The organism is Pseudomonas sp. HN11, assembly GCF_021390155.1.
Classification (GTDB): Bacteria; Pseudomonadota; Gammaproteobacteria; order Pseudomonadales; family Pseudomonadaceae; genus Aquipseudomonas.
This window is the reverse complement of the sequence record NZ_CP089985.1, coordinates 4,249,988-4,276,228: the sequence shown is the minus strand read 5'-3', so window position 1 is coordinate 4,276,228 and position 26,241 is coordinate 4,249,988. Positions and strand designations below refer to the sequence as shown.

Below are 26,241 nucleotides of genomic sequence, written 5' to 3'. Positions count from 1 at the left end.
CGGTGCACCGCGTGGGTTGTTTTTGGGAGTGGTCGGACATGCACAGCCTTTTATCACCGGGTATCCGCCTGCTGGGACGTTTCGGTTTTGCGCACAAGTTCCAGATCCTGTTCTTGCTGTTCATGCTGCCCCTGGCGGGTAGCCTGTGGATGATCGGCTCGGACTATCGCGACAAATTGACCGTTATTTCCAGCGAGCAGTCCGGGGTTCGGCAACTGTTGGCGCTGGATGCGCTGGATGGCCAACTGACGGCCCAGCGCAACCTGGCCGCGCGCTGGAAAGCGGCAGACATCCTGCACGCGCCGACCCCGGCAGCCAAGGCGGCGATGGACAAGGTCGATGCCAACTTCCCGATGATCCAGCAAAGCCTGCAAGCCCTGGGCGATTCGCTCAAGGCCCGGAACGCCAGCGCCGACATCCAGGCTCGCTTCGAGGCATTACAGGCCACGGTCAAGGGCATGGACTCCCAATCCCTGCGCACCGTGGGCTGGTGGCCGGATGGTTTCGACCGTTTCACCTCGGCTCTGACCGCCATGCAAACCCTGCGCGAGCAGATCACCCTGGACGCCGGGCTGATCCTCGACCCGTGGCTGGAAACCTACTTGTTGATGCAGATTTCCACCCAGCACACGCCGGACCTGATCGAGCGTATTGGCCGTATGGCGAGTGTCGGGCAATCGTCCATTGCTTCGGGGCAATTCACCTTGCAAAGCCGTTTGCAGATGCGCGATTTGCGCAGTCGCATCGGCGATGCGCGGGACCAGCTGCTCAAGGCGGCGGCTTCGCTCAAGGCCAAGCAATATGCGGGTCTTGAACCCTGGACGGTGCAGTACGACAACAGCCTGCAACGGCTGGACAACGAACTCAAGGTGCTCGACGACGGCGTGTTCGGCGGCGCCATCAAACTCGATACGACGGCCTTCGAGACCAGTGTCGACGGCATGCTCGACAGCCTCGGCGCGCTACGCAACCAATCGCTCAACTCACTGGATGCGCGCCTGGGTCACTACCGTGATCGCTCGCTGCAGAAATTTGTCCCCGTGGCCGCGACATTCAGCCTGTTGGCCTTGGCTGCGCTGTACCTGTTCGTGTGCCTGCAAGCCTCCATCCGCCGCAGCGCCAGCGGCATCACCACCCTGGCCGAGTCGCTGCGGGACGGCAATCTGTGCGTCGAGGTGGCGGTGGAGGGGCGCGATGAACTCGCGGCCATCAGCACCGCGCTGAACGTGGCGGTGGTGCAACTGCGCACGAGCCTGCTGGGGGTCAATCACGAGACGCAGCAATTGGGGGCCGCCGTGCAGACACTCAATTCGCAATCGGGCAGCACCCTCACCGAAGTCGAAGAGCAACAGCACCAAATCAGCCAGATTGCCGCTGCCGCCACCCAACTGGCCGCCACCTCCCTGGGCGTCGCCAAAAGCTGCGAGCACGCCTCGGGCAGCGCCCAGCAAACCCGGCGTATTGCCGAAGACAGCAGCCGCGACAGCCAGCGCACCACTGCCAGCATCCAGCAGCTCAACCAACGCCTGACCGACACCGCCGATGCGCTGGAGCAGGTCAGCCAGCAGGGCCAGCAGATTCAATCGGTGGTCGACACCATCCATGGCATCGCCGAACAGACCAACCTGCTGGCGCTCAACGCCGCCATCGAAGCCGCCCGAGCCGGTGAGCAGGGGCGCGGATTTGCTGTGGTCGCGGATGAAGTGCGCAGCCTGTCGCAACTTACCCAGGCCTCCACGGCGCAGATCGCCGGCACGGTCGACAGCCTGCGCGCAACCGTCAGCCAGGCGGTCACCTTGATGGGCGCGGCCTGTGAACAAGCGCTGACCGACGCGGAATCCGTCACCGGGCTGGGCACCCGTCTGGGTGAGATTGCCGGCGCGGTGCAGCACGTCACCGACACCCTGGCGCAGATCGCCACTGCCGTAGAGGAACAAGCCGCTACGGCGGATGAAGTGAGCGGCAATATCCAGCAAGTCGACCAGGCGGCCGGGCGCTTGCTCGACGGTGCAAGGGCAGTAAACCGAGCGGCCGACACCCTGAGCAAAGGCAGCCAGGCATTGAGCGACAACACCGCGCGGTTTCGCCTGGGCTGAGCGCTTCACAGACTGACACAATCCCTCTGTGGGAGCGGGCTAGCTCGCTCCCACATTTTGAGCTCCGGTGTTTAAGTATCCCATCAGGTCCTCCACCTGAACCTTCGGCCGCTACAGGGCTCACTTAATAAGTCGCCCGTTCCCTTGCCGAAAGGAATCCGCATGTCCGCAACGACCCTCCCGCACGGCCCCGTCACCCGCGAACTCAGTTTGCGTGCCGTCATCACCGGCAGTGTCCTCGGCATCCTGCTCACGCCGTCCAATGTGTACGCCGGGTTGAAGATCGGTTGGTCGTTCAACATGTCGATCATCGCGCTGTTGATCGGCTACGCCATCTTTCAAGGAGTGGCCAAGCGTTCCACCGACCACCTGCCGTGGACCTTGCATGAAAGCAACATCAACCAGACCGTCGCCTCGGCCGCCGCTTCAATCATTTCCGGCGGACTGGTAGCGCCGATCCCGGCCTATACCTTGCTCACCGGCAATCAATTGGACGCCGTCACGATGATCGGCTGGGTGTTCTCGGTGAGTTTCCTGGGCATCTGGATCGCCTGGTATCTACGGCCCTCGCTGCTGAATGACAATGCGCTGAAATTCCCCGAAGGCATGGCCACCCTGGAAACCCTGTTGCACATCTATAACCACGGCCGTGAAGCCGCGACGCGCTTGAAGGTGTTACTCAGCGCCGCGTTGCTCTCCGGGCTGGTCAAGTGGGTGGACACCTTTATATGGGCCTTCCCGCGCTGGTCGCCCAGCGCCCAGTTGGAGCGCCTGACCTTCACCGCCGACCCTTCGCTGTTGCTGGTGGGCTTCGGCGGTATCATCGGCATTCGTGTGGGCCTGACCCTGCTGCTTGGCGCCTTGCTTGCCTGGGGTGGCCTGGGCCCCTGGCTGTTGGCGCAACACCTGGTGACCTTGCCAGCGGGCAGCAGCGGTCCGCAGTTCGCCGCACTGGTGGAGTGGTTGCTGTGGCCGGGCGTGAGCCTGATGGTGTGTTCCACCTTGGCGTCGCTGGCGATTCGGTTGTGGGCCTTGTACCGGTCGACGCACTCCAGCGGCGGTTCGACCTGGTCCGTACCCAAGCCGGGGCCGGCCGCCGGTTTCGCGTTGGCGATCGTGCTGGTGGTGAGCCTGCAGGCGCTGCTGTTCGGTATCAACCTGGGCATGGCGTTGCTCACTATTCCCTTGGCGATCTGCCTCGCCGCCGTCGCCGCGCGTGTGGTGGGCGCCACGGGCATTCCGCCCATCGGCGCCATTGGGCAACTGTCCCAGCTGAGCTTCGGCATCGTCGCGCCGGGGCAAGTACCGATCAACCTGATGAGTGCCAACACGGCCGGCGGCTCGGCCGGGCAGTGCACGGACTTGATGAATGATTTCAAGGTGGGCAAGGCCATCGGCGCTACGCCACACAAGCAAGTGATCGCGCAGATCCTGGGGATTTTCATCGGCAGCATCGTCGGCGTATTCGCTTACCTGGCCTTGATCCCTGATCCACAATCCATGCTGCTCACCGAAGAATGGCCGGCACCGGCGGTCGCCACTTGGAAGGCCGTGGCGCAAACCCTCACCCATGGGCTCGATTCACTGTCCACCAGCATCCGCTGGGCGATTGCCATTGGCGGCCTGGTCGGTGTTCTGCTGGGTGTGGCGGACAGCCTCTTGCCCGCCCATCGCGCCCGCTACCTCCCGAGTGCCGCCGCATTGGGCTTGGCCTTTGTACTGCCCGCCTCGGTGTCGCTGATGATGGCCCTGGGCGCCATACTGACCTGGCTGCTGAGCTGCCGCTGGCCGAGCCTCACCGAGCGCTTTGCGATTACGGCCGCCGCCGGTTTGATCGCGGGGGAGAGCATCACCGGCGTGGGGGCTTCACTGTGGTCGATGGTGAGCTGAAGTGTGGCTCGGCAGTTGCCGAACCTGCCGCCATGGCCTCAGGCGATCTTCACATTCATGGTGATCTTCGCCGTGAACACCTTGACTTCGCCCTCATCGAAAATATCCACCGGCACGATCTTGTCCCCAGCGGTTGACCAATCAATGCCGCTGCCATCCGCCACCGCGCGGATGTTTGACTTGGCCTTCGCCAAATACTCCACGGTCATGCCCTTGGGAATCCATTTGGCACCTGACGGGATCGACACGTCCGTCATCGTCCCACCCGCCAATTCCGCCGCGTTGCATAACGCAATCGCATGCACGGACGCCAGGTGATTGGTGATTTCCTTGCGAAACGGCACGTTGACCACGGCATGCCCAGGGCGCAGTTCGGCGATTTCCGGGTTGATGGTGCTGAAGTAGGGCGCCACCTGGCAGGCCATTTGGCTGAACGCTGCAGGGCCTACACTGTTGAACATGCTGAGAAACTGGCTCATGGATTATCCTCGCAATGGTTTTACAGAATAATATTCTGTAGCGGAACAATATTCCGTAAGTTCCACAGGTGTCAAGCCATGCCTTCTCGGCAGGCGGCTGTACCTTTAGACTCCGCACATTTGGCGAGCCACTTCATGCACGCACCTGATCTGATCGAGCGCACCTTCCCGAGCCGGCGCGGCGACCTCAAGCGCAGCATCCTGCGCGAGGCCCTGGCCTGCTTTAACGAAGTCGGTATTGAGGCGACGAATATCGAAACCATCCGCGCGCGGTGCGAGACCAGCGTGGGCGCCATCTACCATCATTTCGGCAACAAGGAAGGCATCGTTGCCGCGCTGTTTTTTGCCGCGCTGGAAGATCAGGCCGCACTGCGAGAGCACTACCTCAAGCAGGCGCAAACCGCCCAGGCCGGTGTGGAAGCGCTGGTGCGCAGTTATGTGGAGTGGGTAGATGCGCAACCCGAATGGGCGCGCTTTATGTTCCAGAGCCGCTTCGCCGTGGCCAACGGCCCGCACAAGGACGAACTGCTCACCCGCAACAAGCAGCGCAATGCGCAATTGACCGAGTGGATGAGCGACGAAGGCCGCCGTGACGCGTTCAGCCATATCCCGGCTGAACTGTTGCTGTCGCTGATCATCGGCTCGGCGGAAAGCTACGCCCGTGCGTGGTTATCCGGCCGCGTCAAGCACAGCCCGAATCACTACGCGGCTTTACTGGCGCAGGCGGCGTGGGCCTCGATCAGCCAAACGCCTTCGCAATCGGCAGACATTTAATTATCGGCACTCCCGGGCGCTGGCGTAGTCTGTTTCCAAGACACCCCTCTCGCCCTGCGGAGCACTCAATGATCATCGTCCACCACCTCAACAACTCACGCTCGCAACGCATCCTGTGGCTGCTCGAAGAACTCGGCCTGCCCTACGAGATCAAGCGCTACCAGCGCGACCCGAAAACCAACCTCGCGCCGCCGGAACTCAAGGCGATCAACCCGTTGGGCAAATCTCCGGTAATCGAAGACGGTGGCCAAGTGCTGATCGAGTCAGCCGCGATCATCGACTACCTGATCCGCCGCCATGGCCAGGGCCGCCTGCAACCCGACCCTGCCAGCGCCACCTACGACCAATACGTGCAATGGCTGCATTTTGCCGAAGGCTCAGCCATGTTGCCGCTGATGCTCAACCTCTACGTCGGCCGCCTGGGCGAGGCTGGCGCGCCGTTGCATCCGCGGATCGAGTCGGAAATCGCCAACTATCTGGGTTACCTGAATGACGTGCTCGCGGATAAAACCTACCTGCTCGGCGATGAACTGAGCGGCGCGGATATCCAGATGAGCTTTATCGGCGAAGTGGCCGGGGCCCAGGGCAAGTTGCAGGCCTACCCGCACCTGGCGGCGTGGGTGCAGAAGTTCCAGGCGCGACCTGCGTATCGCAAAGCGGTGGAGCAGGGTGGGGAGTACGCGTTTGCCAGGTGAAGGGCGAGTAGTCCAACGCTGTTTGCAGGGCATTTACAACTGTTAACGGATTAAGCGGCGCAATCGCTATAGGCTTGGCTGGGTCCGTCCAAGGAGACTTTGCCATGAACCTGCGAGCTGTCGCCGCCACGTTGTTTGCCCTTGCTCTTTTGCTGCCGTCACCAGCCGACGCCGCGACGCCCATCACCCACGTCGCTATCTACCGTGGCCCGGCGGGCTGTGACGACTGTTCCGAAAACGTGGCAAAAGCCCTGCAACGTCTCAACCCCAACTACCACATTGATTTTGTGGGCGCGGATGAGTCGATCGACATCACGCCACAAACCCTGGCGCGCTACGACCTCTACGTGCAACCCGGCGGCGGCCAGGATATTCCCGGCGCCCTGCGCAGCCTGGGTGAGGCGCGCAGCGAGGCCATCCGCAGCTACGTCGCCAATGGCGGCCGCTACCTCGGATTGTGCATGGGCGCCTACCTGGCGGATGACAACAACCTCGGTCTGATCCCCCAGGACCTCGACGGCGAGGCCGGTCGTCCCGGTTTTGAAGTGCCTGGAATTGCCGATGCCGCCGTGCAGGTGACTTGGACGGGCAAGGTTGACCACGTCTTCTTCCAGGACGGCCCTTACTTTCCCCAAGGGTCGTACACCACCATCGCGACCTACCGCAACGGCGACGTAGCGGCGGCGCGGTATACCTATGAAAAGGGCGTCGTGGTGCTGAGTGGCCCGCACCCTGAGGCCAGCCAGGAGTGGTTCGAGAATGCCGACATTCCGTTGAGCAAAATGCCGAAGGGTGATCTATTTGGTTCACTGATACATAGTTTCTGACGCTCACCACAAAATGGGCTTTCAACCGTTTATCCCTTCGAAGCGCTGCAGCGAAAACGACGAGAGGTCCAATTCACTCGTACCCTTCACGCACCACTGCGCAAACGCCTCACCCAGCGCCGCCGAGTGCTTGAAACCATGCCCCGAACACGGCGATACCACCAACGTGTGCTGCAACGTCGGGTGCCGGTCGATGATGAAATGATGGTCCGGCGTCACCGTGTAGGCGCACACCGCTGACTTGACCACCCTGGCCGTCAGCCCGGCTATGCGGCCCTGCACCTGTTGCTCGTACATCTCCCGTTCCTGGGCGGGCGAAACGGTGCGGTCCAGCGTCTGCGGCGTGGACACGGTGTGATACTGCGCCGTCGCTACTTTCAAACTGCCTTCCCCGGGCAGCGCCGGGAAGCCGTAGTTGGTGTGACCGTCGCCCGGCCCGTGGGTGAAGATAAACGTAGGAGACGCGCCGACCAGTGCTGCATCCGGCTCCGTTTCGAACCAGAACAGCTGCTGCCTATAGACCTTGAGCAATCGATCAAACGGCGCTCCCAGCAAACCACCGGCCCAGTTACCGGCGCTCACCACCAGCTTGTCGGCCTGCAAGGTACGTTGGTCGGTGGTCACCGTGACGCCCTGTTCATCCGAACTGATGTAGGTCACGGTTTCGCCTGTGTACAGCGTCGCGCCTTGTTGCTCGGCCAGGCGCAACTGCACTTCGATGCAGCGCTCGGGCCGCACGAACCCGCCACCAGGCTCGTAATAGCCGATGGCGCTGTCGGCCACCTGGGCAAATTGGGGAAAACGCTGGCGAATCTGCGCCGCATCCAGCACTTCGTGTTCGATACCGTAGGTTTGCGCCAGGCCAATGGTGCGCAGGGTGAAGTCGGTTCCATCGCTTGGGTCGAAATCCTCGCGGGACGTGAGCACCAATAACCCCGACTGCTCAAAGAGCGACTCCCCCGACAGCGCTTCCAACTCCCGCCAGATGCGGTGCGAATTACGCACGATGGGCACGTACTGCGCGCCTTCACCCACCGACAACCGCGTGATCCGCGTATCGCCATGACTGGAGCCGAAGGTGTGTGGTGGATGATGACGGTCGATTCCGGCGACCTTTACACCGGCCTTGGCCAGTTGGTACACCGTGGCGGCACCCATGGCGCCCAAGCCGATGACCAGCGATTCATAACGTTCCAAGGTCGATACTCGCTATAGGGAAGGCGCTTAGTTGAGTGCAAGCGCGCCTAAAACACAATGGTTCGATCAGCGTGTGGTCGCGCGAAACGGCCGGAACGCCTTCCACAATTGCTCGGCAAAAATCTGCGGCTGCTCGAACGCCGCAAAGTGCCCGCCTTTGTCCACGGCATTCCAATAGAACAGGTTGGCCCATGCCTCTTCAGCCCACGCCCGTGGCGGCTTGAAAGTTTCGGCGGGGAAAATGCTTGCGCCCATCGGCACCTGGATACGCTCCACGCCGCCCCGCGCCGACGAGAAAAAATCCGCGCCACGAATGGTCGCGCCCACGCCTTCCCAGTACAAGCGCGCGCTGGACGTGCCAGTGCCGGTGAACCAATACAACGAGATGTCATCGAGCATCTGGTCGCGGGTGAGAGCATCTTCGGGACGGCCGTTGTTGTCGGTCCATTCCCAGAACTTTTCATACATCCATGTGGCCAGGGCCACCGGTGAGTCGTTCAGCGCGTAGCCGATGGTTTGCGGGCGGGTGTTCATCTGGTTGGCGTAGCCGGCCTTGTCGCTGACGTAACGCTCGATATCCTCAAGGGCCCGGCGCTCTTCTTCGGTCGGGTTGGCGGGTAGTTGCGCCGGCACCACCATCGGCAAATTCACATGCGCGGCCATCAGCCCCTCGGGTGCCTGGCCAGCCAATGCGGTGGTGATGGCCGCGCCCCAGTCGCCGCCCTGGGCCACCCAGTTCTTGTAGCCCAGCCGTTGTGTCATCAGCACCGCCCAGGCGCGGGCGATACGCGCCGGGTTCCAGCCCTGCTCGGTGGGTTTGTCGGAGAAGCCGTAGCCTGGGATTGCCGGCACGACCACATCAAACGCGTTTTCGACCGTGCCACCGAATGCCACCGGATTGGTCAGGCGCTCGATTACCTCCAGAAACTCCAGCACCGAGCCCGGCCATCCGTGCGTGAGCAGAATTGGCATGGCGTTCGGGTGCGGCGAGCGGGCGTGAATGAAGTAAATACCCACGCCGTCGATCCGCGTGCGGAATTGCGGGAAGCTGTTCAAGCGCGAGAAAAATTGCGTTTGATTACGATCAGGCCGTCGAGAAGGCGAAGGTGTTGTTCTGGCAGCGCGGCTACGTCGCCACCGGCCTGCGCGACTTGCTGAAGGTCATGGACATCGGCGAAAGCTCCTTCTACAACTCGCTCAAAAGCAAGAAGCAGCTGTACCTGGCCTGTGTGCAACGTTACGAAGATGACGTGGTGGCGCGGCGCCTGGAAGCCTTGGTGTCGGCGCCCACTGCGACCGAGGGTATTCGCGCATTTTTCAGCGTGATCCTCGACGATCTGGAAGGTGCACAGATGCCATCGCCCCTGTGCATGGTGGCCGCGATGGTGACGGACGTGGTGTTGTCAGACCCGGAACTGCGCGAGCGCGCCGAACAAGGGTTGGAAGCGGTGCGCGGCATCATGGCCGAGCGCTTGAGCGAGGATCAAGCCCGGGGCCTGCTGCCGGCGTCCCTCGACCCGCAAGTGACTGCCTCGGTGATCCTCACCTATCTGCAAGGCTTGTGGCGCATGGCGTTGGTGAAATTCGAGCGACCTGGATTCGAACGCCAGGTCGACACGTTTTTGCAGGGGCTGGAGCTTTAGTCAGCGCACCACGTCCAGCGTCTGGATTTCATTCACATAGTGAGTCTGGCTCGACGTCGACTCCAGCGTCAGCGCGACGCCCAGGTCCTCGATAAACGCGCGCGACGAAGAATAACCGTCCTGCTCGCAGGTCAACCGGATGGCATCACCCGTCAGCGACGCAAACACTTGACGCGCCGGGAAGCGCTCGCCCACCTTGCAGGTCAAGGTTGTTTCGGTCGGTTTGTCGGTGGGCTTGACCGGTACATTGGCCATCTTCAGGTGCGCACTCAAGGTCTGGCCCGGAGCCCAGCTTGTCGGTAGTTTTACCTCGGCCTCGCGGGTCTGCAGGACCTGGCCTTCGCCCACGCCGTTCATTTTCGACTTGAGCTGGATCAGGTCGGCCAGCATCAGACGGTCCACGTTGAAGGCGCTGCCGTAGGCTTCGTTCTTCACCAGCAAACCGCCCTCGGCCTTGAACCGGATGGTGATCGACGCGTCCTTGCCCGCGCCGTTCTTTGACAGGTAGGTGTAGCTCAACGTCTTGAACTTGGGCTGCAACAGCGGCACGTCGAGGCCCTGGAGCACGTTGGGCGGCACCGGCACATCGGCCAGATGGGTGTCGGCCACGGTGCGCGGGTAGTCCACCGGCGAGATGTCCGGCCGCAACAGCGCCAGCAACCCGGCATTCACGCCGCCCTGTACCGAACAGCTCACACGGGAATACTTGCCCTCCGGCTCCACGATCAGCACCCGCTCCACATTGCGCAGCCCCGGCGCCTTGCCCGGCATCGGCTTGATCGCCTGCCAACGGTTGCCCACCTTCAACTCACTGCGCGTGTATTGCCCCTCGCCTTTTTGCAGCGCACCGGGTTGGTCCAGCAACGCTGCGACGCGCGGGGCGACTTCATCCATGGTGCCGTCCACCGTGAAGCCCCAGAAGTAATACAGGCCCAACGGGCCAAGATCGCTGACCTCATCGTTGTAGGACAGCAGCTTCAACCCCGCGATGGCCGGCGCGGTCACTGGCACTGCCGAGGCCTTGGGTTCGGTGCGGTCGCGCACCGCGATCCAGGTGAAGTTCTTTTCCTGCTTGAGCGGGGCATAGGCCTGCCAGGCGTCACGGTGGGTGTTCAGGCGGCTGAAGAAGCTCTCGTCGCAACGAGTGAAGGCCTTGAGCGTGTCGACCAACGCGGCGTCGTCGGCCTGGGCAATCGACGGCGCCAGCAGGGCAGATGCGAGCAGGGCAGCGGAAAACGGCAACTTCATGGGGCGGGACTTCCTTATCGGTGGGCAGTGAGCGAGGTCGGGCATTATCCAGCAGTTGGGCGTCAGGCTCTAGTTGGCTGAACGGGTCAGGCGTTGCTTGATTTGCTGAATATCCAGGGTGATTTGAACCTTTCTTCTGATCGCGGCAGAGCAGCGCGCTACGCCTGAACCCTAAGCGCACTGATGATAAACCCATGCAGACTGTTGACCGCCTGGGACCCGCGAGAGGCTCGGCTACGCAGAATCGATACCTCCATCGGTTCAATATTCCCCAACCCCTGTTCGCGACCCAAGACCTGAAGTGACGGCTGCACCGTACATTGAGTAATCGCGGCAATCGCCAGCCCGCCTTCAACCGCAGCCACTTGGCCGGCGAGGCTGGAGCTGTTGTACACCACCTTGAACTGACGCCCTTGCTGGGCCAGTGAATTCACCGCATACCGCCGCGCCAGACTGGCGCTTTCGTAGACGGCGATAGGCACCGGGTCCCGGCGCCAGAGTTCGAACTGAGGCGAGCCTACCCAAACCATCGGTTCCTTGAACAAAAAGGTGCCGCTGTGTGGCGAGTCCCGGGACACCAGCGCCAGATCAAGGTCGCCGCTGCGTACACGTGGGATCAGTGCGGTGGATTGTTCACAGGTCAGTTCGATGTCCACACCGGCGTAGCGCGGCGCAAAACGCTTGAGCACCGGCGTCAGGTACTTGGCCGCGTAATCCTCCGCGACCCCAAGGCGGATGCGCCCGGTCAAGGCTTCACCATGGAACGCCGCCTGGGTCTCGGCGTGCAGCGCCAGCAGGCGACGGGCGTAGCTCAGCAGCGTCTGGCCGTCATCGGTCAGTTGCAGGTGCCTCGGACCACGGTTCAACAAAGGCCGTCCCAGCGCTGCCTCCAGTTTCTTCATCTGCATACTGACGGCAGATTGCGATCGGTTCACCTCATGAGCTGCGCCCGACAGCGAACCGGCGTCCACCACCGCCACGAAGCACTTGAGCCAATCGATCTGCAAATCACTGGAAGGCATGTGGGTTATTTCTATTCGTTAATCGAATGGCTGCGGCGTGAATTATGCGCTTTTCATGATAGCCGTTCGCTCGCAGGATGCGGACTTGAATCCACCGTTGCCGGACCTGATCATGCCCTTCGAGACCTGGTTGCTCTACCTGTTCACCTGCTGCGGCATAGCGGTAGTGCCAGGCCCCAACGCGTTGTTGGTGCTGACCCATGGCGCGCTCCATGGCCGCCGCAAAACCCTGTTCACCATCAGCGGCGGCGTGCTCGGCTTTGCTTTTGTGCTCATGCTGTGCGCATTGGGCCTGGGCGCGTTGATCCAAGCCTCCGCCAGCTGGTTTACCGCCTTGAAGGTGCCGGTGGGCTGTACTTGATCTGGTTGGGCCTAGGGTTGTGGCGCTCCGCCCCGGTCAGCCTGGAGGCCGGCGCCATGGCACTGAGCAGTTGGTCGCTGTTCCGTCAGGGACTGGTATCGGCCATCTCAAACCCCAAGGCGTTACTGCTATTCACCGCGTTTATTCCACCTTTCCTGGACCCGCACAGAAGCCTCATCGCGCAAACGGCCGCCATTGCGCTGACCTATGCCGTCGTGGAATTTGTCGTTGAATACCTGGTGGCCAGTGCTGCCAACCGGGTCAGGCCGTGGTTGGCGCACACCGGGCGGCGGTTCAATAAGGTCTGCGGTGGGTTCTTTGTGGTGTTTGGGTTGGCGTTGCCCATTCACAGCTGAGGGCTTGACCTTCCCCATAACGCAACGGCTCGGGCGCCGGGCTTTGTCGTCACAGGCTTTCGCGGCTGTCTGACTGATGATTTCCAGCAACTGTCAACGCACCCGCGTCCGGCTCTGCACCGCCAGATCCAACGCCTTCTGCATATCCAGCCGCGCCGAGCGCCCTACGTCCTTGTCATTGAGTTGATAATTGCGCTCCGACGGCAGGATCGGCGCAGTAAGGTCCTGCGCATCGCTGCGTTCAAAGTCATGGTTGTCGCCAATCGCCATGGCGCTGCGGCGCAACAGCATGCGCAATTGCTCGGGCTCAAGCTGCGGGTTGATCGACAGCATCGCCGCCACCAGCCCCGCGACCATCGGCGTGGCGTACGACGTACCACAATGCACCGCGCCTTCCTCACCGGCCTTTACCGTCGACGCATGGGCGCAGGCCGCCGCGGTGATATCCACACGCATGTCCACATTCGACGAACTGCGCGTCACCGCGTAAGCCGGGTCATCCACGGCGACACCACTGCGCTCCCCGCGCTGATGGCCGCCAACCACCAGCAACTGCTCGGTGATAAACGAGGAGGGCAAGCGGTAATCATCCGTGCCCGAAAACGCCGACCCATTGCCCGCCGAATTCACCACGATCACCTCCGGATGCGCCTTGCGCAGCCACAGGAAAAACTCTTCCAGCAATTCCTCGTAGCCACTCATGGCGATACCCGAGCGCAGCAGAGAGTCCACCTCATCACCGTTGACGTCCTTGGTGCCGACACGGTGAATGCCCCAACTCCAATTGAGCACCCGCACACCGTCCTCCACCAGGTTGACCGACGCGGCGATATTGGCAGTAATGCCCGCATCGGAATCGCGATCGACGATCACATCAAACCCGCCGCTGGCCTTGTCCAGCCCGCGCAGGAAACCACTGTTGCCGCCATCGTCCCACTTCGCCGCAAGGATCCCGGCGACGGTCGTGCCATGCCCGTCCGCAGCGCCCATGTCCCGCGCGTAAACACAGGTGCGCTTCGGCGAACAGCCGCCCCGGTAATCGGCAAAATCCGCCGTGTCGAAATCCACCCCCCGCTCGATCACCCCCACACGTATCGGCTGCGGCACAATCGGCGCGTAGCGCCCCGGAATCCGGTGCCGGTAGTAGGTAACTGCATCCAGAAAGCGGTTTGCCGCCCACTCATCAGAGTCCGGCGCAGGTTTGCTCGGTTCCTTGGGGCGAGTAACGGCCTGCTCGGACTCTTCAGCGGCAGACTCTTCAACCACCACCGCATCCACACTGGTTTCACTGCCAAGGCGCAGCACCAACGCATCGCGCTGCACCAGATCCTTGGCCGGCAGGCGCAGTTGGAACACATTCAACGGTGCAATACTGCCCACCACCGTCGCCCCATATTTATGGGCCAACCGCTCGGCCTCCTGGCGACCGTCGTGGTCCTCTTCAATCAGTACGCTGACCAGATCGACGTAAGTGGTCAGGCCGTCCATGTTCTTCGTCACCTCGCCCGGCGTGGCGGCGACCACATGGCTGTTGCGCACCGTCAGCCACGCGGCGTTGCTGACGCGGGAGCCCTCTTCAAGCCAGAGCGGGCCGCTTTGGTAATGGCTGGCGTCCAGACGCAGACGCAGGGTCTGGCCGTCGCGTTGCAACGCACTCGACGGCAGCACCTTGCCCGCCAGTTTCAATTGCGGCGCTGCATCACCCAGCCCGCGCACGTTCAGGCACCAGTCCTGTTGGCGACTTTCCAATAGGTCACCGCAGCGCTTCAGGTTTTCCAGACGCAGCGGCTCCTGCGCCGCGACGCTGGTGCAGGCGACCAGGGTGAGAAGGGTTGCGAGGTTAGCGGGGCGTAGGGACATGGGGGCAGGTCTTTGCCGGAGTGATGGTGTTCGGACTGCGGCAGAGGGCGCTTCGTTCAGAGGGAGGGGGCAAAGGTGAACAAAGCGCAGTTGATCGCGCAGGGAGAACGGGCGGCACACGGCCCTTGCTCCGGACGTTGATCCCTGCAATAACTCACCGCTTCTATTCAGGATGAGTGTTATGCCCACGCCACTTAATCAAAGCGACGCCGTTATTTTACGCGCAGCTTCCGATAGCGACCTGGAAAGCCTGGTCGCGATCAGGATCGAAGCCATGCGCGAAAGCCTCGAACGTCTGGGGCGATTTGATCCCGCCCGTGCCCGGGAACGATTTGTGGCGGGTTTCGAGCCCAAGAGCACACGCCGCATCGAAGTGTCTGGCGAGTGGGTTGGCTTCGTCGTTATCAAAGATTACCCGCGTGAACTCCTGCTCGATCACCTGTACGTGATCCCCAGTGCGCAAGGCGCAGGAATCGGCGCTCAAGTGCTTGGCCAGATCTTCAGAGAAGCTGATGAAACCGGTCGCCCCATCAGAGTGGGCGCTCTCAAGGAAAGCGCTTCAAATCGGTTCTACATTCGCCACGGTTTTAGGTTTGTCGAAAGCGGTGAGTTCGATAATTACTATGTGCGGGTTAACGGTATCGGCGTGCATTCGGGTAAGTGAATACGACTGCAGGGCAGCCTGATGGAAAGGTGCCTAAAGCCAGTGGTTAGCCACGAGGTCCTTCGAAATGGCCATGACTTGCGCAGAAATATGCAGTAGCACCGGCACCAACAGGCCCGCACTTCGTACCCGCGCATAGGCCAGGATAACGGCGAGCGTGCCGATGAGCAGGAACGAGGTCCAGTGAGTGAATGGCATGTGAATGAACATGTACAAGGCGCTGGTGGTCACAATCGCAACCCACTGCCAAACGCGGCTCTCAAGAGGGAACAGGCGAATCAGGAAGTGCCGGTACAGCAGTTCCTCGAAAATAGGCAAAAAGGTCAGCGCCATCACCCAGAAAAGCGCCTTTTGAGCCACTGACGTACCGCCAGAATTTAACATCGATTCCGTGCGCCCGTACCCCAGCCAGATATCGAGCCCGCTGCAGACCAAGTAAGCGCCCACTGTCCATGCAACGCACAACTTGAATGTCCTGCCCAAGTCATGACCGATAAGGGCACGCACGCCCCCCGAGTGTCTACGCTCGAACACCGCAAACAAAAACAGCACCGCCGCAGAAAAACCACTGCCAGCCAGCAGCCGCATTGCGTTCAGGTTACCGGCGCCCACCATTGACACCAGCGCCAGTTGAGTCGCGATAAATAACCCCATCGCGAGGCAGGCTGTTAAGAGACGCCGCCGCCAAGAATAGGTGTCCATGTCAGTTTCAGAGGGGGCTGAGAGGGGTTCGTACTTCATTCGATATTTCCTTTACCGGTAGGCATGCTGTGGGCATCTTGAAAGTGTTCCCGACCCAGATACGAAATGACGACGATTGCGCCAGGCTGACCCATGATTGATCCGCGCGTTTCGTTGGTCGGGTGGCGGTTATACCAATCCCAATTCCAGCCACAACGGCGCTCAAATGTGGGAGCTGTCGAGCCCCGGCGAGGCTGCGAAAGCGGCGGCACTGCGAGCACTGTCCTCGCCTGATTCACGCATCCGGTATCAACCTACCCAGCAACGCTGTGAACGACTCGGCGACATAAAAAATGCCGTCCTGTACGTCCAGTTCATGGAAGTAAAACACCACCTTGGGAGAGGCGGGCGTCTCGGAGTAATCGAAACAAAGATAATCACCGCCGCCGCCCACCACGATAGGCAGATAATGCTCAGGCAGTTGATGATGCTCTCGCAGTTTCACCAGCGCAGTGATGATGTTCTCCGCGCTCTCAAAGGGGTCCAGGGTCAATAACATGCCGAAGCCGATGTCCCACGCGGTACCGTCCACCTCGATGCACAAGGTCCGGTCTTTTGGCTGCCCACCGTGATAGCGCTTTACGCATTCAACGTAGTCCGCGGGCAGCTTGAAACGGATCACTTTTTCAATACCGTCGACCAGATCATCGGATAACGGTTGATGGGTGGGTGAGTAGGTATTCCACTCCATTGAAAGGCTGCTCCTGAGTCGCTTTAGAAATTATCGCTCCAACTGCACAACTTGCTCTCGCTCAATGGCACAAGCTTTCCCTCGATGTGCCCCACCAGCATCCGCTTGAGCGTCACCCCGCATTTGTAACGACCCGCTGCTTCAAGTTCATAGTCCATACCTGCCTCGGGCACAAAACTGAACATGTTGTAGCACCGATCACCAATGTAATGAAACGCGATAGGCTGCGCGGCGGGCACCCGCAGCTCGGTCATCACCGTGGCCTCCGAGTAACGCTCGATAGGCGCCATGCCCAGGGTTTCGCCGTTGCGGTCGGCATAGCCATCACGTTTGGCGACCATCACACCGGCGCCAGGCAGGCGGAAGTCGATGCAGTTGGAGTTGGGCACGCCACGGACCATGCCATCGCTGACAACGCGCATGCGCACGGTTTCACCGCGGGCTGGCGATGCGTAGGGCGTTGAAAATGAGCGGACATCCGTCAATGCGCCACAGCCAGTGAGTGACACCAAGATGCTAACGCAGAAAAAGGATTTGAACCGGCGCGGTAATTGACTCATGAGGCATGCTCCCTGCAGATTGCTGTTTCAAACTATTCAACATTCACCCCACCCACTAATGGCATGCCTTCGCGGTGTGACTGCTGACAGGTTCACGGCTGACCGCTTCCGTCGTGCTGTTCTTGACGATTTTGCTGATCCAGATCCCGCACGGCTCTGATTTGGCTTCATAGTCTGCGCCGGCCTCAGGCACAAAATAGACACCGGTGAGGCATTGAGATTTTCGGGCGACACCTGCATACACCAGCGTGATGGGTGTGTCCGGGCGAATATAAATTTCTGCGCTGTTTTGAACACCGTCTCCTCCTGGAATCCCAAGGCTCCTGTCGTTGAACGTGTGATTGTTCAACGGCGCCGAGGACCTTGAATTGACTATCCCAGAGTCGGGTAAATGCCAGTCAATGCATTGGCTGTTGGGCACCAGCCGAAGGGTTTGATCGGTGATGACCCTTAGCCTGCTGGAGGTAGCGGGCTGGGGTTCGTTATACGCCGTGGTATAGGATTTAAGCGCCGTGATCGTAGAGCATCCGCAAAAAAGTGGGATTGATAGCAGCATCAATAAGCTGGCTTTTTTCATAGTGTCGACTCCATTCATAGGGCGCGCGAATCGCCCCGTGTCGCTCGCGGCGACGCGTTAGAGGGCGCTTGCTTGAATCGAGAGGCGCACCCGTTGCCATTCATTCCAGCAGTCTTCGGCAACGATGTCCGGATAACCACGTTCTGTTTCCATCGCCAGCGCGGTGCTGAAAGGTAGCGCGATGCAGGTGGCGGCATCTCGGATTTCGCACACTTCGGATTCTGTCAGCGGGGTAGCCTTTTTTGCTTCCGCCGCTGTGAGCACGGCCACAAGGGCCGGCACGAAAACCAGGCATAGCGGATCGGTAGGCATTGGTTTCTTCCCTGAGTGAATTGCGCAAAAGCGCCAGTGTAAACGTGTGTAGTTAAACCCGGTTGTCTAATGTCTAGTTTTAATTCGTGGCTGGGTCTGAGGTTCACCCTAATGACCGGTGCCCTCATTATCTCGCCCACCCTGCCGATAACCTGCGCTGCGGTAATCAATAGGAATGCCTCGCGCAGGAAGCCGGATGATGATTTTTGACGTTAACCGTTATGCTCAAGTGTATTACCAGAATATCCAGCCATCACCGGGTAACGACTACCCGCGACTCAAAGCATGGGAGTTTCTCTACGAGTACATTTGGGACGAATGCCGACCTCATTGGGCAGATCTCATCAGTGATGATCAGATCGACACGACAGCGCTGCACATCGGGTTCTACCTGGCGAACTGGGGGATGTTCCGCGGCTCCTCGGGGTTGTTGCAAAACAGCAACCTTGATCTGATGAAAGCATTGGCCAAGTCTCTCTTTACGGGCAAAGGTCCGGAATTGCTTGAGCTCTCTTTGAATGATTTTGCAGCGGGATCGCCAAACCTGGTCTACAACCAGAAGCTTTTGGACGATGTATTCGGAGCGATGGAGACGCTGGCCAGTAACGTCTCCTGGACGGATACGCTCAAGACCAAAATCCTGATGGGCGTGTGGGGAGAGTGCCCGGCGCTGGACCGTTTTTATATTGCGGCTTGCCGAGATCTATTTCCGCGCCTTCCACACATCACTGCGGCCAGCGGAAAGGGCCTTACTGCGCTGGCGGATGTGGTCCGAGAATTGAAGGTTCGCCCGTTGGTGTTGAAAACGGCGCGGCTGAAACTGCCATACTCCACTGCTCGGATTATGGATATGGCGCTGTTTGAGTATGGGCTTGGGTTGTAAGAAACAGCAGGGGCGTCACTTGCAATAAATCAGTAGGTTTATTGCGGGGTCTTCATCGAAAAAGCGCCCCTGTTGTGTGTTTAAAATTATAGAGCGAAGAAGATGGAAGAATTAGCTTAGGGATTTAAAGGGTTTGACTTTAAGGCCGCGATCGAGGACTTAAAAGCACGAGCTTTGCTCGCGCGACTGACGAGGCGGATTATTGCGATCAGTATGTTTGTCTCGATCTTTACCGCCGTAACGGGTGTGTATGTTTTTAATGTGGAGGGCATCACGTCCTACCGAGGTTTTGCAGAAAGAATTTCAAATAGCGCGCCGCGTGACCCCAGTATTTTTCTGCGTACCTCCCGAGATTTATTGAATAAGGCCTACCCCGATGAATTGGTCGCCACGGGCAAAGCAAAGCGCCAGCTGAGCGCAGCGTGAGTGCCCCACCAGTTAAAAGAAAACTGATGCTCTGGCGACTCCTGAAGTGGCTGGCATTTCTTTCTTCATCTGTTCCGGCACATGGTTGAAGGTCTAGCCTGTAGCGCGCAGGATCGGGTTGGATGGTACAGCGGTTCTTACACCCATCAACTTGATCTAGAAATTGCCTCTTTGCTAATCAGTGTTTGCGCTCGCACATATTGTCCTGGCGTAACACCCATTATCCGACGGAACATGGCAATGAAAGCACTAATATTTTCGTAGCCAAGCTCAATCGCCGTTGTCGTCACTGACATCCCCTCGACCAATAGTTGAATAGCGCGCAACGTGCGTGCACGTTGTCGCCATTCAGAAAAACTAAAACCGGTTTCAGCGACCAGACGCCGGGCAAGTGTTCTAGGTGCCATACCTGACCAAGCAGCCCAATCCTCAAGTGATCTATTGTCATCAAGCTGAGCAAGTATCGCATCGGTGATACGCCTCAAGCGCGGGTCATTGGGGTGCGTCAGACCGATGGGTTCAGCGGGTGAGGTAGCAATTTCATCCAAGATGACTGCCGCAACCCGCGACTCCATTTCGTTGCGGGGTGGTTGTCCCCACGACGCAGCGCGGCTTACCGCTTCGCGCAGCAAACTGCTAACCCTAAATGTGCATGGCATTTGATGCAGGATCCCGCACTCTTGCTCCGCGATATAGACCATCGCTCCTGCAAAAGCGCCATGTGACATCATCGCGTGTGCGACACGGGGAGGTATCCAAATGGCATGAGTAGCCGGCACTAGCCATGAGCCGCCGTCAGTGCTGACGGAAAGCAGGCCGGCAAGGCTTGCGATTAGTTGGCCTGTCGTATGAGTGTGGGGCGCCGTTTCGCGGATCGCCCGGTCGCGTTGCTCTATCGCCAACAGTGGCATAAGCGCGCGGTTCATGGCTGGTTTACGTTATCCAATGTCATATCCGAGGTAGCCATATCCTGAATGCCTAATGGAGAATAAGGCCGGTCAGAGGAATACTCAATGTCTAAAAATCGCAAATGTTGCTTCTCTTGGATTGGCCTGATTATGCGTACCTCTCACACATTTATTTTCTGTGTCTTGGTCGTAACAGCTGGATGCGCAAGCTCACCTCCCTATTTGGCCCGTGAACCTTTAAAGGATCATTTGATGAATTCTAACCACATGGTGCATGCCGTCGATCATATTGGCTTCGCAGTCAGTTCATTGGAAGAAGCCATTCGCTTCTGGACAATTGGACTTGGGTTCACTCTTGAGCGTCAGTCGGAAATGGGCGGATCATTCATTTTGCAAGTAACCGGCACCGCCGATCCGAGCGTGCGAACGGCGATAGTCAAAGGCCCGGATGGCAGCCGAGTAGAGTTGCTGGAATATTCGCAGGGTGACCGCCACGGTATCACTCCACCTACGGCATCAGCGATTGGTTCAGCGCATTTGGCATTGAGAGTGCAAGACATATACGCCGTACTCGAACGCATTGAGCAAGCAGGCTGGAAAGCAAGAGGCAAGCCTCAAGCGATTCCCGCAGGCCCACGCAAGGGAACTCTAGTTGTATATGTGACAGGGCCAGATCATATAACTCTGGAACTGATGCAGGCTAATGAGTAGCTTCCTGCCGAAGGCTGTTAAGCTTATTTCCCTAAGGCAATTACTCAAAGCGCTCTCCGTCGCGCATGACGTCTCATGGCAAACATAAAGATCATCACCTTCAAGTATACAGCTGGCGTAATCATACACTTCGCCGGTTAAATAAAATTTGGATTTCCTTTCTGGCACTCCACTGCGCAGATCGAAAAGCTAAAGTCCTGTTAGTGCGCTAGAGCGCAGATCACTAACGCGTAAAGGCGAAAATCTTAAATTACCGCCATATAGGATCTATCAATGACTGCTTTTGGCGGTGGACATTCCTGAATTAGCAGCTTCTGGCCTTTCGTCCCTATTGCGAACATCCGCGCTCCCAGGCGTTTGCTCTCCATCTTATGCTGCAAACCTGAGCGAGTTCAAAGATCCCGCAGCATCAATCGCTGCTCCTTACCCCACGCCCGAAAAAACTCCTGCACCTGCCATCCACGCTTGGCGTAGTAGTCGCTGCGATCATAGGTGTGCAAGTACAACCGCGTGGTGCCGTTTGCCTTCGCGGCGTCGCAGATGCCTTCTATCAATTGTTCCGCCAACCCTCGCTTCCTTGCCTGCGGGGCGATAAAGACGCAGGCTAGCCAGGGCCCCAGCTCCGGGCGTTCGGGCAAGTCGTTGGCGGCAAGTGCAGCGCCGCCAAGTAGCTGGTCATTCTCTAGGGCGATCAGACATTGCCAATCACTGTTGCCCTGGCCTTCCGCGAATTCGCGTTGCCAATCGGCCAATGGTTGCTCAACAAACTCGTATGCGAACTGCTGATGCAGCCACTGCGCCAGGGTGTCGCTGTGTTGCATATGGTCACGCAGCCAAACCAGGCGGGGCATGTGAGAGTCTTCCTTGTTTTTGGATCAGTACGCGTATGTGGCCGCAAGGAGGGAATAGGGTCAAGCGCAACGGTGAAAAGGTGACTGAAACGGTGACAGATTTACTTTTCTTCCGGAATGACCGCTTCTGGCCGGTTAGCGTCCGTTGCTCTGATTAGCCATCCTTGTCCTTCCCCACGTGGAGGACTTGTCATGAACATCATTGCTACCTGCAGCCATCAGCCCTGGAACAAAGGAAAACTGGTCGGGCAGAAAACCCCACTCCGACTGAGAGATATCTGGGCCATCCGAGTAAGGCTTCAAATTGCGGAAAGAACCCGAGATCTGGCCTTTTCGATCTGGCCATCGACAGTAAGCTTCGAGCCTGCGACTTAACCAAGCTCCGCGTGCGCGATGTCGCTCATGGCGAGTACGTCTCATCGAAGCTGGAGAGCACTGTTCGATACCTGGGGATTGAGGTCGATGACGCCCTGGAGAAGGCGGAACAGACTGAGGTTTGACCATGTATAGCGACGGTCGACGTCAGACCGTCGCTAACCGGCCAACACTGGACTCTCAGCCACGGCCAAAAGCGGACGTTCACATACCGTTTGGGAGTTTTAAAGCAGGAAAAAGGTGTGTCATCAAGCTAATTGACACACCCGTCAATCCGCAGAAACTACTGCGTGCCATTAATAGCAAAGTCGAAGATTTGGTAGCTCTTGATTTCGCTGCAAGCGACTTGCTGGCGGTATTCTGTATTCAATGGTCGGTTAAGAATGAATGGAACTCGCCTTTCCGAGACACCGCCATGGGTTCGTAGGCGGTTGCCTTTCAAGCCCTCCAGGTCATGCAGCTTGGCAGAGCTGCCGATGCAGACATCTTTTCTCGACACCACTACCACATCCGCCTCGCGATCTTCCGGCAGCTCGAACAGTCGGCATGCGGTTTTCTTATCCAGGGAGAGATCAACCCCGTCGATCGCCGCTACTCGATCAATGACCGCTTGAATGCTGACATTGCCTCGTGTCCAAACCCGCACAAACCCGCCAAGTGCACCGTGATGGGCAACAAATGCGTCGGTGATGGGACAGATCACTGTGGTTTCGCCTGCTCCAAATTCTGCATCGAGAATATCTTGTAGCCAGATTACATTCGGTTCGCCGTCTTCGTTGCTTTTGTCACTCATGCCGTGGTCGGCGATCAGTCCCAGCACAATGTCTTCGTTGACCAGCCGGCCGAAGGCATTGTCCAGTGCTTGATAAAACTGCCGAGCCTTGTCGTGATCGGGTGCCCACTTGTGTTGAACGAAGTCGGTCAGTGAGAGATACATCAGGTTCGGGCGGCGATCCTGAAGCAGCTTGATCCCCGCTTCCAATACGAATAGCGAAAGCTCCATTGAGTACATGTCAGGCTTGGGCATGCCGACATACTCCAATACGTTTTCAATGCCGTTTTCCGCCAGCGTACAACGGTCGGCGAATTCCGATGAAAACGACACATGACCCTGGCCGACATCCAGGCCTTTGCCCAGTTGGCGGCGCAGTTTGTCCTTGGCAGTAATGGTCACCACCTTGGCACCTGAGTCGGCAAATCCGGCCAGAATGGTTTCGCCGCGCAGCAGTTCAGGGCCCGTCATTACGACCGGTTGCCAGGTGTTGGTATCCAGGTAGTAATTGCCGGATATGCCGTGTTTGGCCACAGGCGTGCCGGTAACGATCGACATGTTGTTTGGGCAGGTGAACGAAGGCATCGAACCCATGGCTACCGTGGAGTAACCCTCTTCAACAAACCGCTGGATATTGGGTACCGTCCCCTCTGCCAGAAACTGCTGAAGATACTCCGGGTCTCCTCCATCAATACACACCACTACGACGGGGCGTTCAGGTTGACGGTAGGATTTCCCATTGATGGAAATAGTGCTGTTCATGATGACTCCTTTTGAATAATTCGAATGAGGCGTTTAGCGCCGTTTTTTGAGTAACGCTACGCGCGCGTGGGACGAGAGTTTTTCCACCGTCAGCACCAGCAGGAACACCAGCAGAATGATGGTGGCGGCTTGGTCGAAGCGGAACATTTCCATGGCCGTAGCGAGTTCCGCACCAATGCCGCCGGCGCCTACCAGGCCGAGTACGACGGAGGCACGGACGGATTTTTCAAGGGCGAACAGGCTGGTATTGATAAGGCTTGGCATGGCCATCGGCAGGGCAGCGCAGACCACTATCGAGGCGCGCGGCGCGCCGATGGCGGTCAATGCTTCGGGCGCCCCGTCATCAACCTCCTCAATGGCCTCGGCAAAAAAGCGCGCGCAAAAGCCCACCGTGTCCATGATCAAGGTCAGCGTGCCGGCAAAGGGGCCCAGGCCCACGGAAGCAACGAAAAACAGTGCCCATGCCAAATCCGGAACTGTTCGGATAAAACTCACCACGCTGCGAACGATGGAGCGCACCAGCGGATGCGGGGTGTAATTGCGCGCCATCAGCACCGCCAGGGGCAGGCTGATCAGTACGCCAATCACAGTACCGACCAACGCCATCTGGAAGGTGACTAGTACGGCTACCAGCATCGGGCTTATGCGGTTGGTGGCGGGTGGCACCATTTCTCCAGCAATCTTCGCCATGTTTGGCAAACCGCTAATTAGCTGCGGCAACGACAGGCCCGCTGCCGAGACAGACCAACAGAACAAGGCGATAAAGCCCGCGAAAAGCAAGGCTGAAATCAGTGAGGGTCGCTCGAAACGAGATGGCAGGCTGGCATTGGGTTTCTCACTCATACATGCCTCGCAATTGCTGAACGCTTAACTGCTGGCTCACCGCATCCAGATGCAGCTTGCTATCGCGCAGCCCTAGTACGCGGTCGGCGTAGTGCAAGGCGTGATCCAAATGATGGGTGATGAATACCAAGGTCAGGTTCTGGCTGCGCACTAACTCCGAGAACACCTGCATGACATCCTCTCCCGCTTGTGGATCGAGGCTGGCGACAGGCTCGTCGGCAAAGATCATTTTCGGCTTTTGCATCAAGACGCGAGCAATGGCCACTCGTTGTGACTGCCCGCCCGACAGTTCACCGGCGTAGCGGCCACCCAAGTGCCCGAGATGAACTTGCTCCAGGCAATGCATGGCGTAGTCGCGGTGTTCGCGAGTGGCGATGGAGTGGAACCACAAACGCGGTGTTCGCGAGTAGGCCATTGCGCCGTGCAACACATTTGTCAGCACCGAAAGGCGGCTGACCAGATTGTGTTTTTGAAACACAAAACCCACCTGCGAGCGCGCTTTGGCCAGCGGCCTCAGGCCCAAGCCAGTGACGGTGTGCCCAGCGAATTCGACGCTGCCGCTGTCAGGCTCGATAAGCCGCATGCAGCAACGTAACAGGGTGCTTTTGCCAGCGCCGTTCCCGCCCACAATGGCCACCCGCTGGCCCTGGGGGACTTCGAAGGAAACGTTGGACCACACGGGTGTTGAAGCGCCTTCAAACTGTTTGCTAAGACCGTTTACCCGCAATGCGGTGTTCGTAATGTCCGGATGTGCCAAGGCATTCATGTCACTCACCTATGAAGTCAGAAAACTCCGGATACCCCGCAGTGCTAAACATTGAGCGCACCACGTTGTAGTCCTTGTCGGCGATAGAGGCGAGAAAACGCATGCCCTGATAACGTTTAACTTGCTCGGGACCTTGGCTGATGCTGTTGATCAACGCTGCGGAGTTATCCACGATCGCCTTGCGTAGACTCGCAACCGTTTCAGCGGGGACGTGCTCACCAGCCATCAGCAGATCGCTCGGCAAATCACCGCTGCGTGCCAGTACTCGGAAGGCATTTCGTTGGTCTTGCGGCTCCTGCGCAATAAAGGTCTCGTAGTCCGAGCGCCCCATACCCATGGCGTTCAGGTCGCCACCTTTAAGCCCCTCCCACGCTAAGCGCAGATTGGTGCTAGTAACACTGACGTCTTTGAGCGGATCGAGGTGGGCATCGGCGAGTAATTGCATGGGGCCGAGGTAGCGCGAGGTCGAACCGACCGGCCCCATGCCAAGGCGCTGCCCCTTGAGTTCTTGCAGAGAAAACAGCGGGCTATCGGCTCTAACTACGATCATTGAGTAGTAATTAGGTCGATATAAGCCCGCTACCACTGTGGCATTCGCACGCTTGTGCATCACCACATACTCCGCCGGACCCGCCAGAATAAAATCTACTTTTTTAAAGCGAAGAGCTTCTAGGGCGGCAGTGCGATTGGTAACAGGCAAAAAATCAATACTCAGTCCACTCGCACGCTCCAACTCGGCTTTAAACGGACCAAATTCGCGCTGCAGTTCTTCAAGCCCGACAAGGTCGGTGACGGCGAGCTTGACGGACTCTGCCTGGGCGACCAGGGAAGTGCTCGTAAGCGCAAGCGCCATTGCGCCGGTGTACAGAAGCTGTCGAAACATGGTCGGACGTCCTTAACAGTTTGCGGGGGATAGGGTCATCCTAGGTGCCATTTATTGCATATTGTTGA

27 protein-coding genes and 2 pseudogenes are annotated in these 26,241 nt (G+C 58.9%); 12 read left to right on the top strand and 17 right to left on the bottom strand.

All coding sequences use genetic code 11. From position 1 onward, the window contains the following. Window positions 1-38: 38 nt before the first annotated feature. Window positions 39-2,096, top strand: coding sequence for a methyl-accepting chemotaxis protein (locus tag LVW35_RS19465; RefSeq protein WP_233891630.1), 2,058 nt, complete (start codon window positions 39-41; stop codon window positions 2,094-2,096). A gap of 162 nt (window positions 2,097-2,258) precedes the next feature. After that, window positions 2,259-3,986 carry an OPT family oligopeptide transporter gene (locus LVW35_RS19460; RefSeq protein ID WP_233891629.1) on the top strand — a complete coding sequence of 576 codons (1,728 nt, stop codon included), beginning with the start codon at window positions 2,259-2,261 and terminating at the stop codon, window positions 3,984-3,986. Window positions 3,987-4,024: 38 nt separating this feature from the next. Here the strand turns inward: LVW35_RS19460 and LVW35_RS19455 are convergent, their stop codons facing one another. Then, window positions 4,025-4,465 (bottom strand): hotdog fold domain-containing protein, encoded by a 441-nt coding sequence (locus LVW35_RS19455; protein WP_010208999.1) that lies wholly within the window; start codon window positions 4,463-4,465, stop codon window positions 4,025-4,027. A 135-nt stretch (window positions 4,466-4,600) separates the two neighbouring features. On the opposite strand from LVW35_RS19455, the gene LVW35_RS19450 reads away from it, so the two are divergent. From LVW35_RS19450 to LVW35_RS19440, 3 genes are all read left to right on the top strand, one after another. Further along, window positions 4,601-5,239, top strand: a complete 639-nt coding sequence (locus tag LVW35_RS19450; protein ID WP_233891628.1) for a TetR/AcrR family transcriptional regulator — start codon at window positions 4,601-4,603, stop codon at window positions 5,237-5,239. Window positions 5,240-5,307: 68 nt separating this feature from the next. Then, window positions 5,308-5,934 carry a glutathione S-transferase family protein gene (locus tag LVW35_RS19445; protein WP_233891627.1) on the top strand — a complete coding sequence of 209 codons (627 nt, stop codon included), beginning with the start codon at window positions 5,308-5,310 and terminating at the stop codon, window positions 5,932-5,934. 104 nt (window positions 5,935-6,038) lie between these two features. Beyond that, window positions 6,039-6,761, top strand: coding sequence for a BPL-N domain-containing protein (locus tag LVW35_RS19440; RefSeq protein ID WP_233891626.1), 723 nt, complete (start codon window positions 6,039-6,041; stop codon window positions 6,759-6,761). 21 nt (window positions 6,762-6,782) lie between these two features. Here LVW35_RS19440 and solA read toward each other — a convergent pair whose 3' ends face one another. Further along, entirely contained in the window at window positions 6,783-7,958 is a 1,176-nt protein-coding gene (gene solA, locus LVW35_RS19435; RefSeq protein ID WP_233891625.1) for an N-methyl-L-tryptophan oxidase, read from the bottom strand. Window positions 7,959-8,024: 66 nt separating this feature from the next. Continuing rightward, entirely contained in the window at window positions 8,025-8,975 is a 951-nt protein-coding gene (locus LVW35_RS19430; RefSeq protein WP_233891624.1) for an alpha/beta fold hydrolase, read from the bottom strand. A gap of 89 nt (window positions 8,976-9,064) precedes the next feature. Between LVW35_RS19430 and LVW35_RS19425 the strand changes: the two genes are divergently transcribed. Beyond that, a complete protein-coding gene (locus tag LVW35_RS19425; protein ID WP_233891623.1) occupies window positions 9,065-9,601 on the top strand; it encodes a TetR/AcrR family transcriptional regulator in 537 nt (178 codons plus the stop codon). Here the strand turns inward: LVW35_RS19425 and LVW35_RS19420 are convergent, their stop codons facing one another. Both LVW35_RS19420 and LVW35_RS19415 read right to left on the bottom strand, forming a co-directional pair. Continuing rightward, window positions 9,602-10,849 (bottom strand): hypothetical protein, encoded by a 1,248-nt coding sequence (locus tag LVW35_RS19420; RefSeq protein ID WP_233891622.1) that lies wholly within the window; start codon window positions 10,847-10,849, stop codon window positions 9,602-9,604. Window positions 10,850-11,007: 158 nt separating this feature from the next. Next, on the bottom strand, window positions 11,008-11,871 hold the full coding sequence (locus tag LVW35_RS19415; RefSeq protein WP_233891621.1) for a LysR family transcriptional regulator: 864 nt from the start codon (window positions 11,869-11,871) through the stop codon (window positions 11,008-11,010). Window positions 11,872-11,983: 112 nt separating this feature from the next. On the opposite strand from LVW35_RS19415, the pseudogene LVW35_RS19410 reads away from it, so the two are divergent. Further along, window positions 11,984-12,588: pseudogene (locus tag LVW35_RS19410) on the top strand (LysE family translocator). A gap of 93 nt (window positions 12,589-12,681) precedes the next feature. Here the strand turns inward: LVW35_RS19410 and LVW35_RS19405 are convergent. Continuing rightward, a complete protein-coding gene (locus LVW35_RS19405) occupies window positions 12,682-14,448 on the bottom strand; it encodes a S8/S53 family peptidase (RefSeq protein WP_233891620.1) in 1,767 nt (588 codons plus the stop codon). Between the two features lie 181 nt (window positions 14,449-14,629). On the opposite strand from LVW35_RS19405, the gene LVW35_RS19400 reads away from it, so the two are divergent. Next, a complete protein-coding gene (locus tag LVW35_RS19400) occupies window positions 14,630-15,112 on the top strand; it encodes a GNAT family N-acetyltransferase (RefSeq protein ID WP_233891619.1) in 483 nt (160 codons plus the stop codon). Window positions 15,113-15,145: 33 nt separating this feature from the next. On the opposite strand, the gene LVW35_RS19395 is transcribed toward LVW35_RS19400, so the two are convergent. The 5 genes from LVW35_RS19395 to LVW35_RS19375 all read right to left on the bottom strand — a co-directional run bounded on the left by LVW35_RS19395 (window position 15,146) and on the right by LVW35_RS19375 (window position 17,993). Further along, entirely contained in the window at window positions 15,146-15,853 is a 708-nt protein-coding gene (locus LVW35_RS19395; RefSeq protein ID WP_233891618.1) for a CPBP family intramembrane glutamic endopeptidase, read from the bottom strand. Between the two features lie 235 nt (window positions 15,854-16,088). Continuing rightward, on the bottom strand, window positions 16,089-16,544 hold the full coding sequence (locus LVW35_RS19390; RefSeq protein WP_233891617.1) for an SMI1/KNR4 family protein: 456 nt from the start codon (window positions 16,542-16,544) through the stop codon (window positions 16,089-16,091). 23 nt (window positions 16,545-16,567) lie between these two features. Further along, window positions 16,568-16,966 (bottom strand): hypothetical protein, encoded by a 399-nt coding sequence (locus LVW35_RS19385; RefSeq protein ID WP_233896519.1) that lies wholly within the window; start codon window positions 16,964-16,966, stop codon window positions 16,568-16,570. A gap of 193 nt (window positions 16,967-17,159) precedes the next feature. Then, window positions 17,160-17,681, bottom strand: coding sequence for a hypothetical protein (locus LVW35_RS19380; protein ID WP_233891616.1), 522 nt, complete (start codon window positions 17,679-17,681; stop codon window positions 17,160-17,162). 57 nt (window positions 17,682-17,738) lie between these two features. Then, complete coding sequence (locus LVW35_RS19375) at window positions 17,739-17,993, bottom strand: hypothetical protein (RefSeq protein ID WP_233891615.1); 255 nt, start codon at window positions 17,991-17,993, stop codon at window positions 17,739-17,741. 199 nt (window positions 17,994-18,192) lie between these two features. Between LVW35_RS19375 and LVW35_RS19370 the strand changes: the two genes are divergently transcribed. Further along, the gene (locus LVW35_RS19370; protein WP_233896518.1) at window positions 18,193-18,876 is read left to right on the top strand and encodes a hypothetical protein; all 684 of its coding nucleotides are present in this window, start codon (window positions 18,193-18,195) and stop codon (window positions 18,874-18,876) included. A 213-nt stretch (window positions 18,877-19,089) separates the two neighbouring features. Beyond that, window positions 19,090-19,302: a hypothetical protein gene (locus tag LVW35_RS19365; RefSeq protein WP_233891614.1), complete on the top strand. Its 213-nt coding sequence runs from the start codon at window positions 19,090-19,092 to the stop codon at window positions 19,300-19,302. 146 nt (window positions 19,303-19,448) lie between these two features. On the opposite strand, the gene LVW35_RS19360 is transcribed toward LVW35_RS19365, so the two are convergent. Further along, window positions 19,449-20,228 (bottom strand): AraC family transcriptional regulator, encoded by a 780-nt coding sequence (locus tag LVW35_RS19360; protein WP_233891613.1) that lies wholly within the window; start codon window positions 20,226-20,228, stop codon window positions 19,449-19,451. 87 nt (window positions 20,229-20,315) lie between these two features. Between LVW35_RS19360 and LVW35_RS19355 the strand changes: the two genes are divergently transcribed. After that, the gene (locus LVW35_RS19355) at window positions 20,316-20,921 is read left to right on the top strand and encodes a VOC family protein (RefSeq protein WP_233891612.1); all 606 of its coding nucleotides are present in this window, start codon (window positions 20,316-20,318) and stop codon (window positions 20,919-20,921) included. 392 nt (window positions 20,922-21,313) lie between these two features. Here the strand turns inward: LVW35_RS19355 and LVW35_RS19350 are convergent, their stop codons facing one another. After that, entirely contained in the window at window positions 21,314-21,772 is a 459-nt protein-coding gene (locus tag LVW35_RS19350; RefSeq protein WP_233891611.1) for a GNAT family N-acetyltransferase, read from the bottom strand. A gap of 192 nt (window positions 21,773-21,964) precedes the next feature. On the opposite strand from LVW35_RS19350, the pseudogene LVW35_RS19345 reads away from it, so the two are divergent. Then, a pseudogene (locus LVW35_RS19345) lies at window positions 21,965-22,197 on the top strand (integrase); the annotation flags it as partial. Between the two features lie 233 nt (window positions 22,198-22,430). On the opposite strand, the gene phnA reads toward LVW35_RS19345, so the two are convergent. The 4 genes from phnA to LVW35_RS19325 are packed head-to-tail and all read right to left on the bottom strand — an operon-like array spanning window position 22,431 to window position 26,173. Continuing rightward, a complete protein-coding gene (phnA, locus tag LVW35_RS19340; protein ID WP_233891610.1) occupies window positions 22,431-23,681 on the bottom strand; it encodes a phosphonoacetate hydrolase in 1,251 nt (416 codons plus the stop codon). A 33-nt stretch (window positions 23,682-23,714) separates the two neighbouring features. Continuing rightward, window positions 23,715-24,524, bottom strand: a complete 810-nt coding sequence (gene phnE / locus LVW35_RS19335) for a phosphonate ABC transporter, permease protein PhnE (protein WP_233891609.1) — start codon at window positions 24,522-24,524, stop codon at window positions 23,715-23,717. Then, entirely contained in the window at window positions 24,517-25,290 is a 774-nt protein-coding gene (locus LVW35_RS19330) for a phosphonate ABC transporter ATP-binding protein (protein ID WP_233891608.1), read from the bottom strand. Before LVW35_RS19330 ends, phnE begins: the two co-directional genes overlap by 8 nt. 1 nt (window position 25,291) lies before the next feature. Beyond that, window positions 25,292-26,173, bottom strand: a complete 882-nt coding sequence (locus LVW35_RS19325; protein WP_233891607.1) for a PhnD/SsuA/transferrin family substrate-binding protein — start codon at window positions 26,171-26,173, stop codon at window positions 25,292-25,294. Window positions 26,174-26,241: the final 68 nt, after the last annotated feature.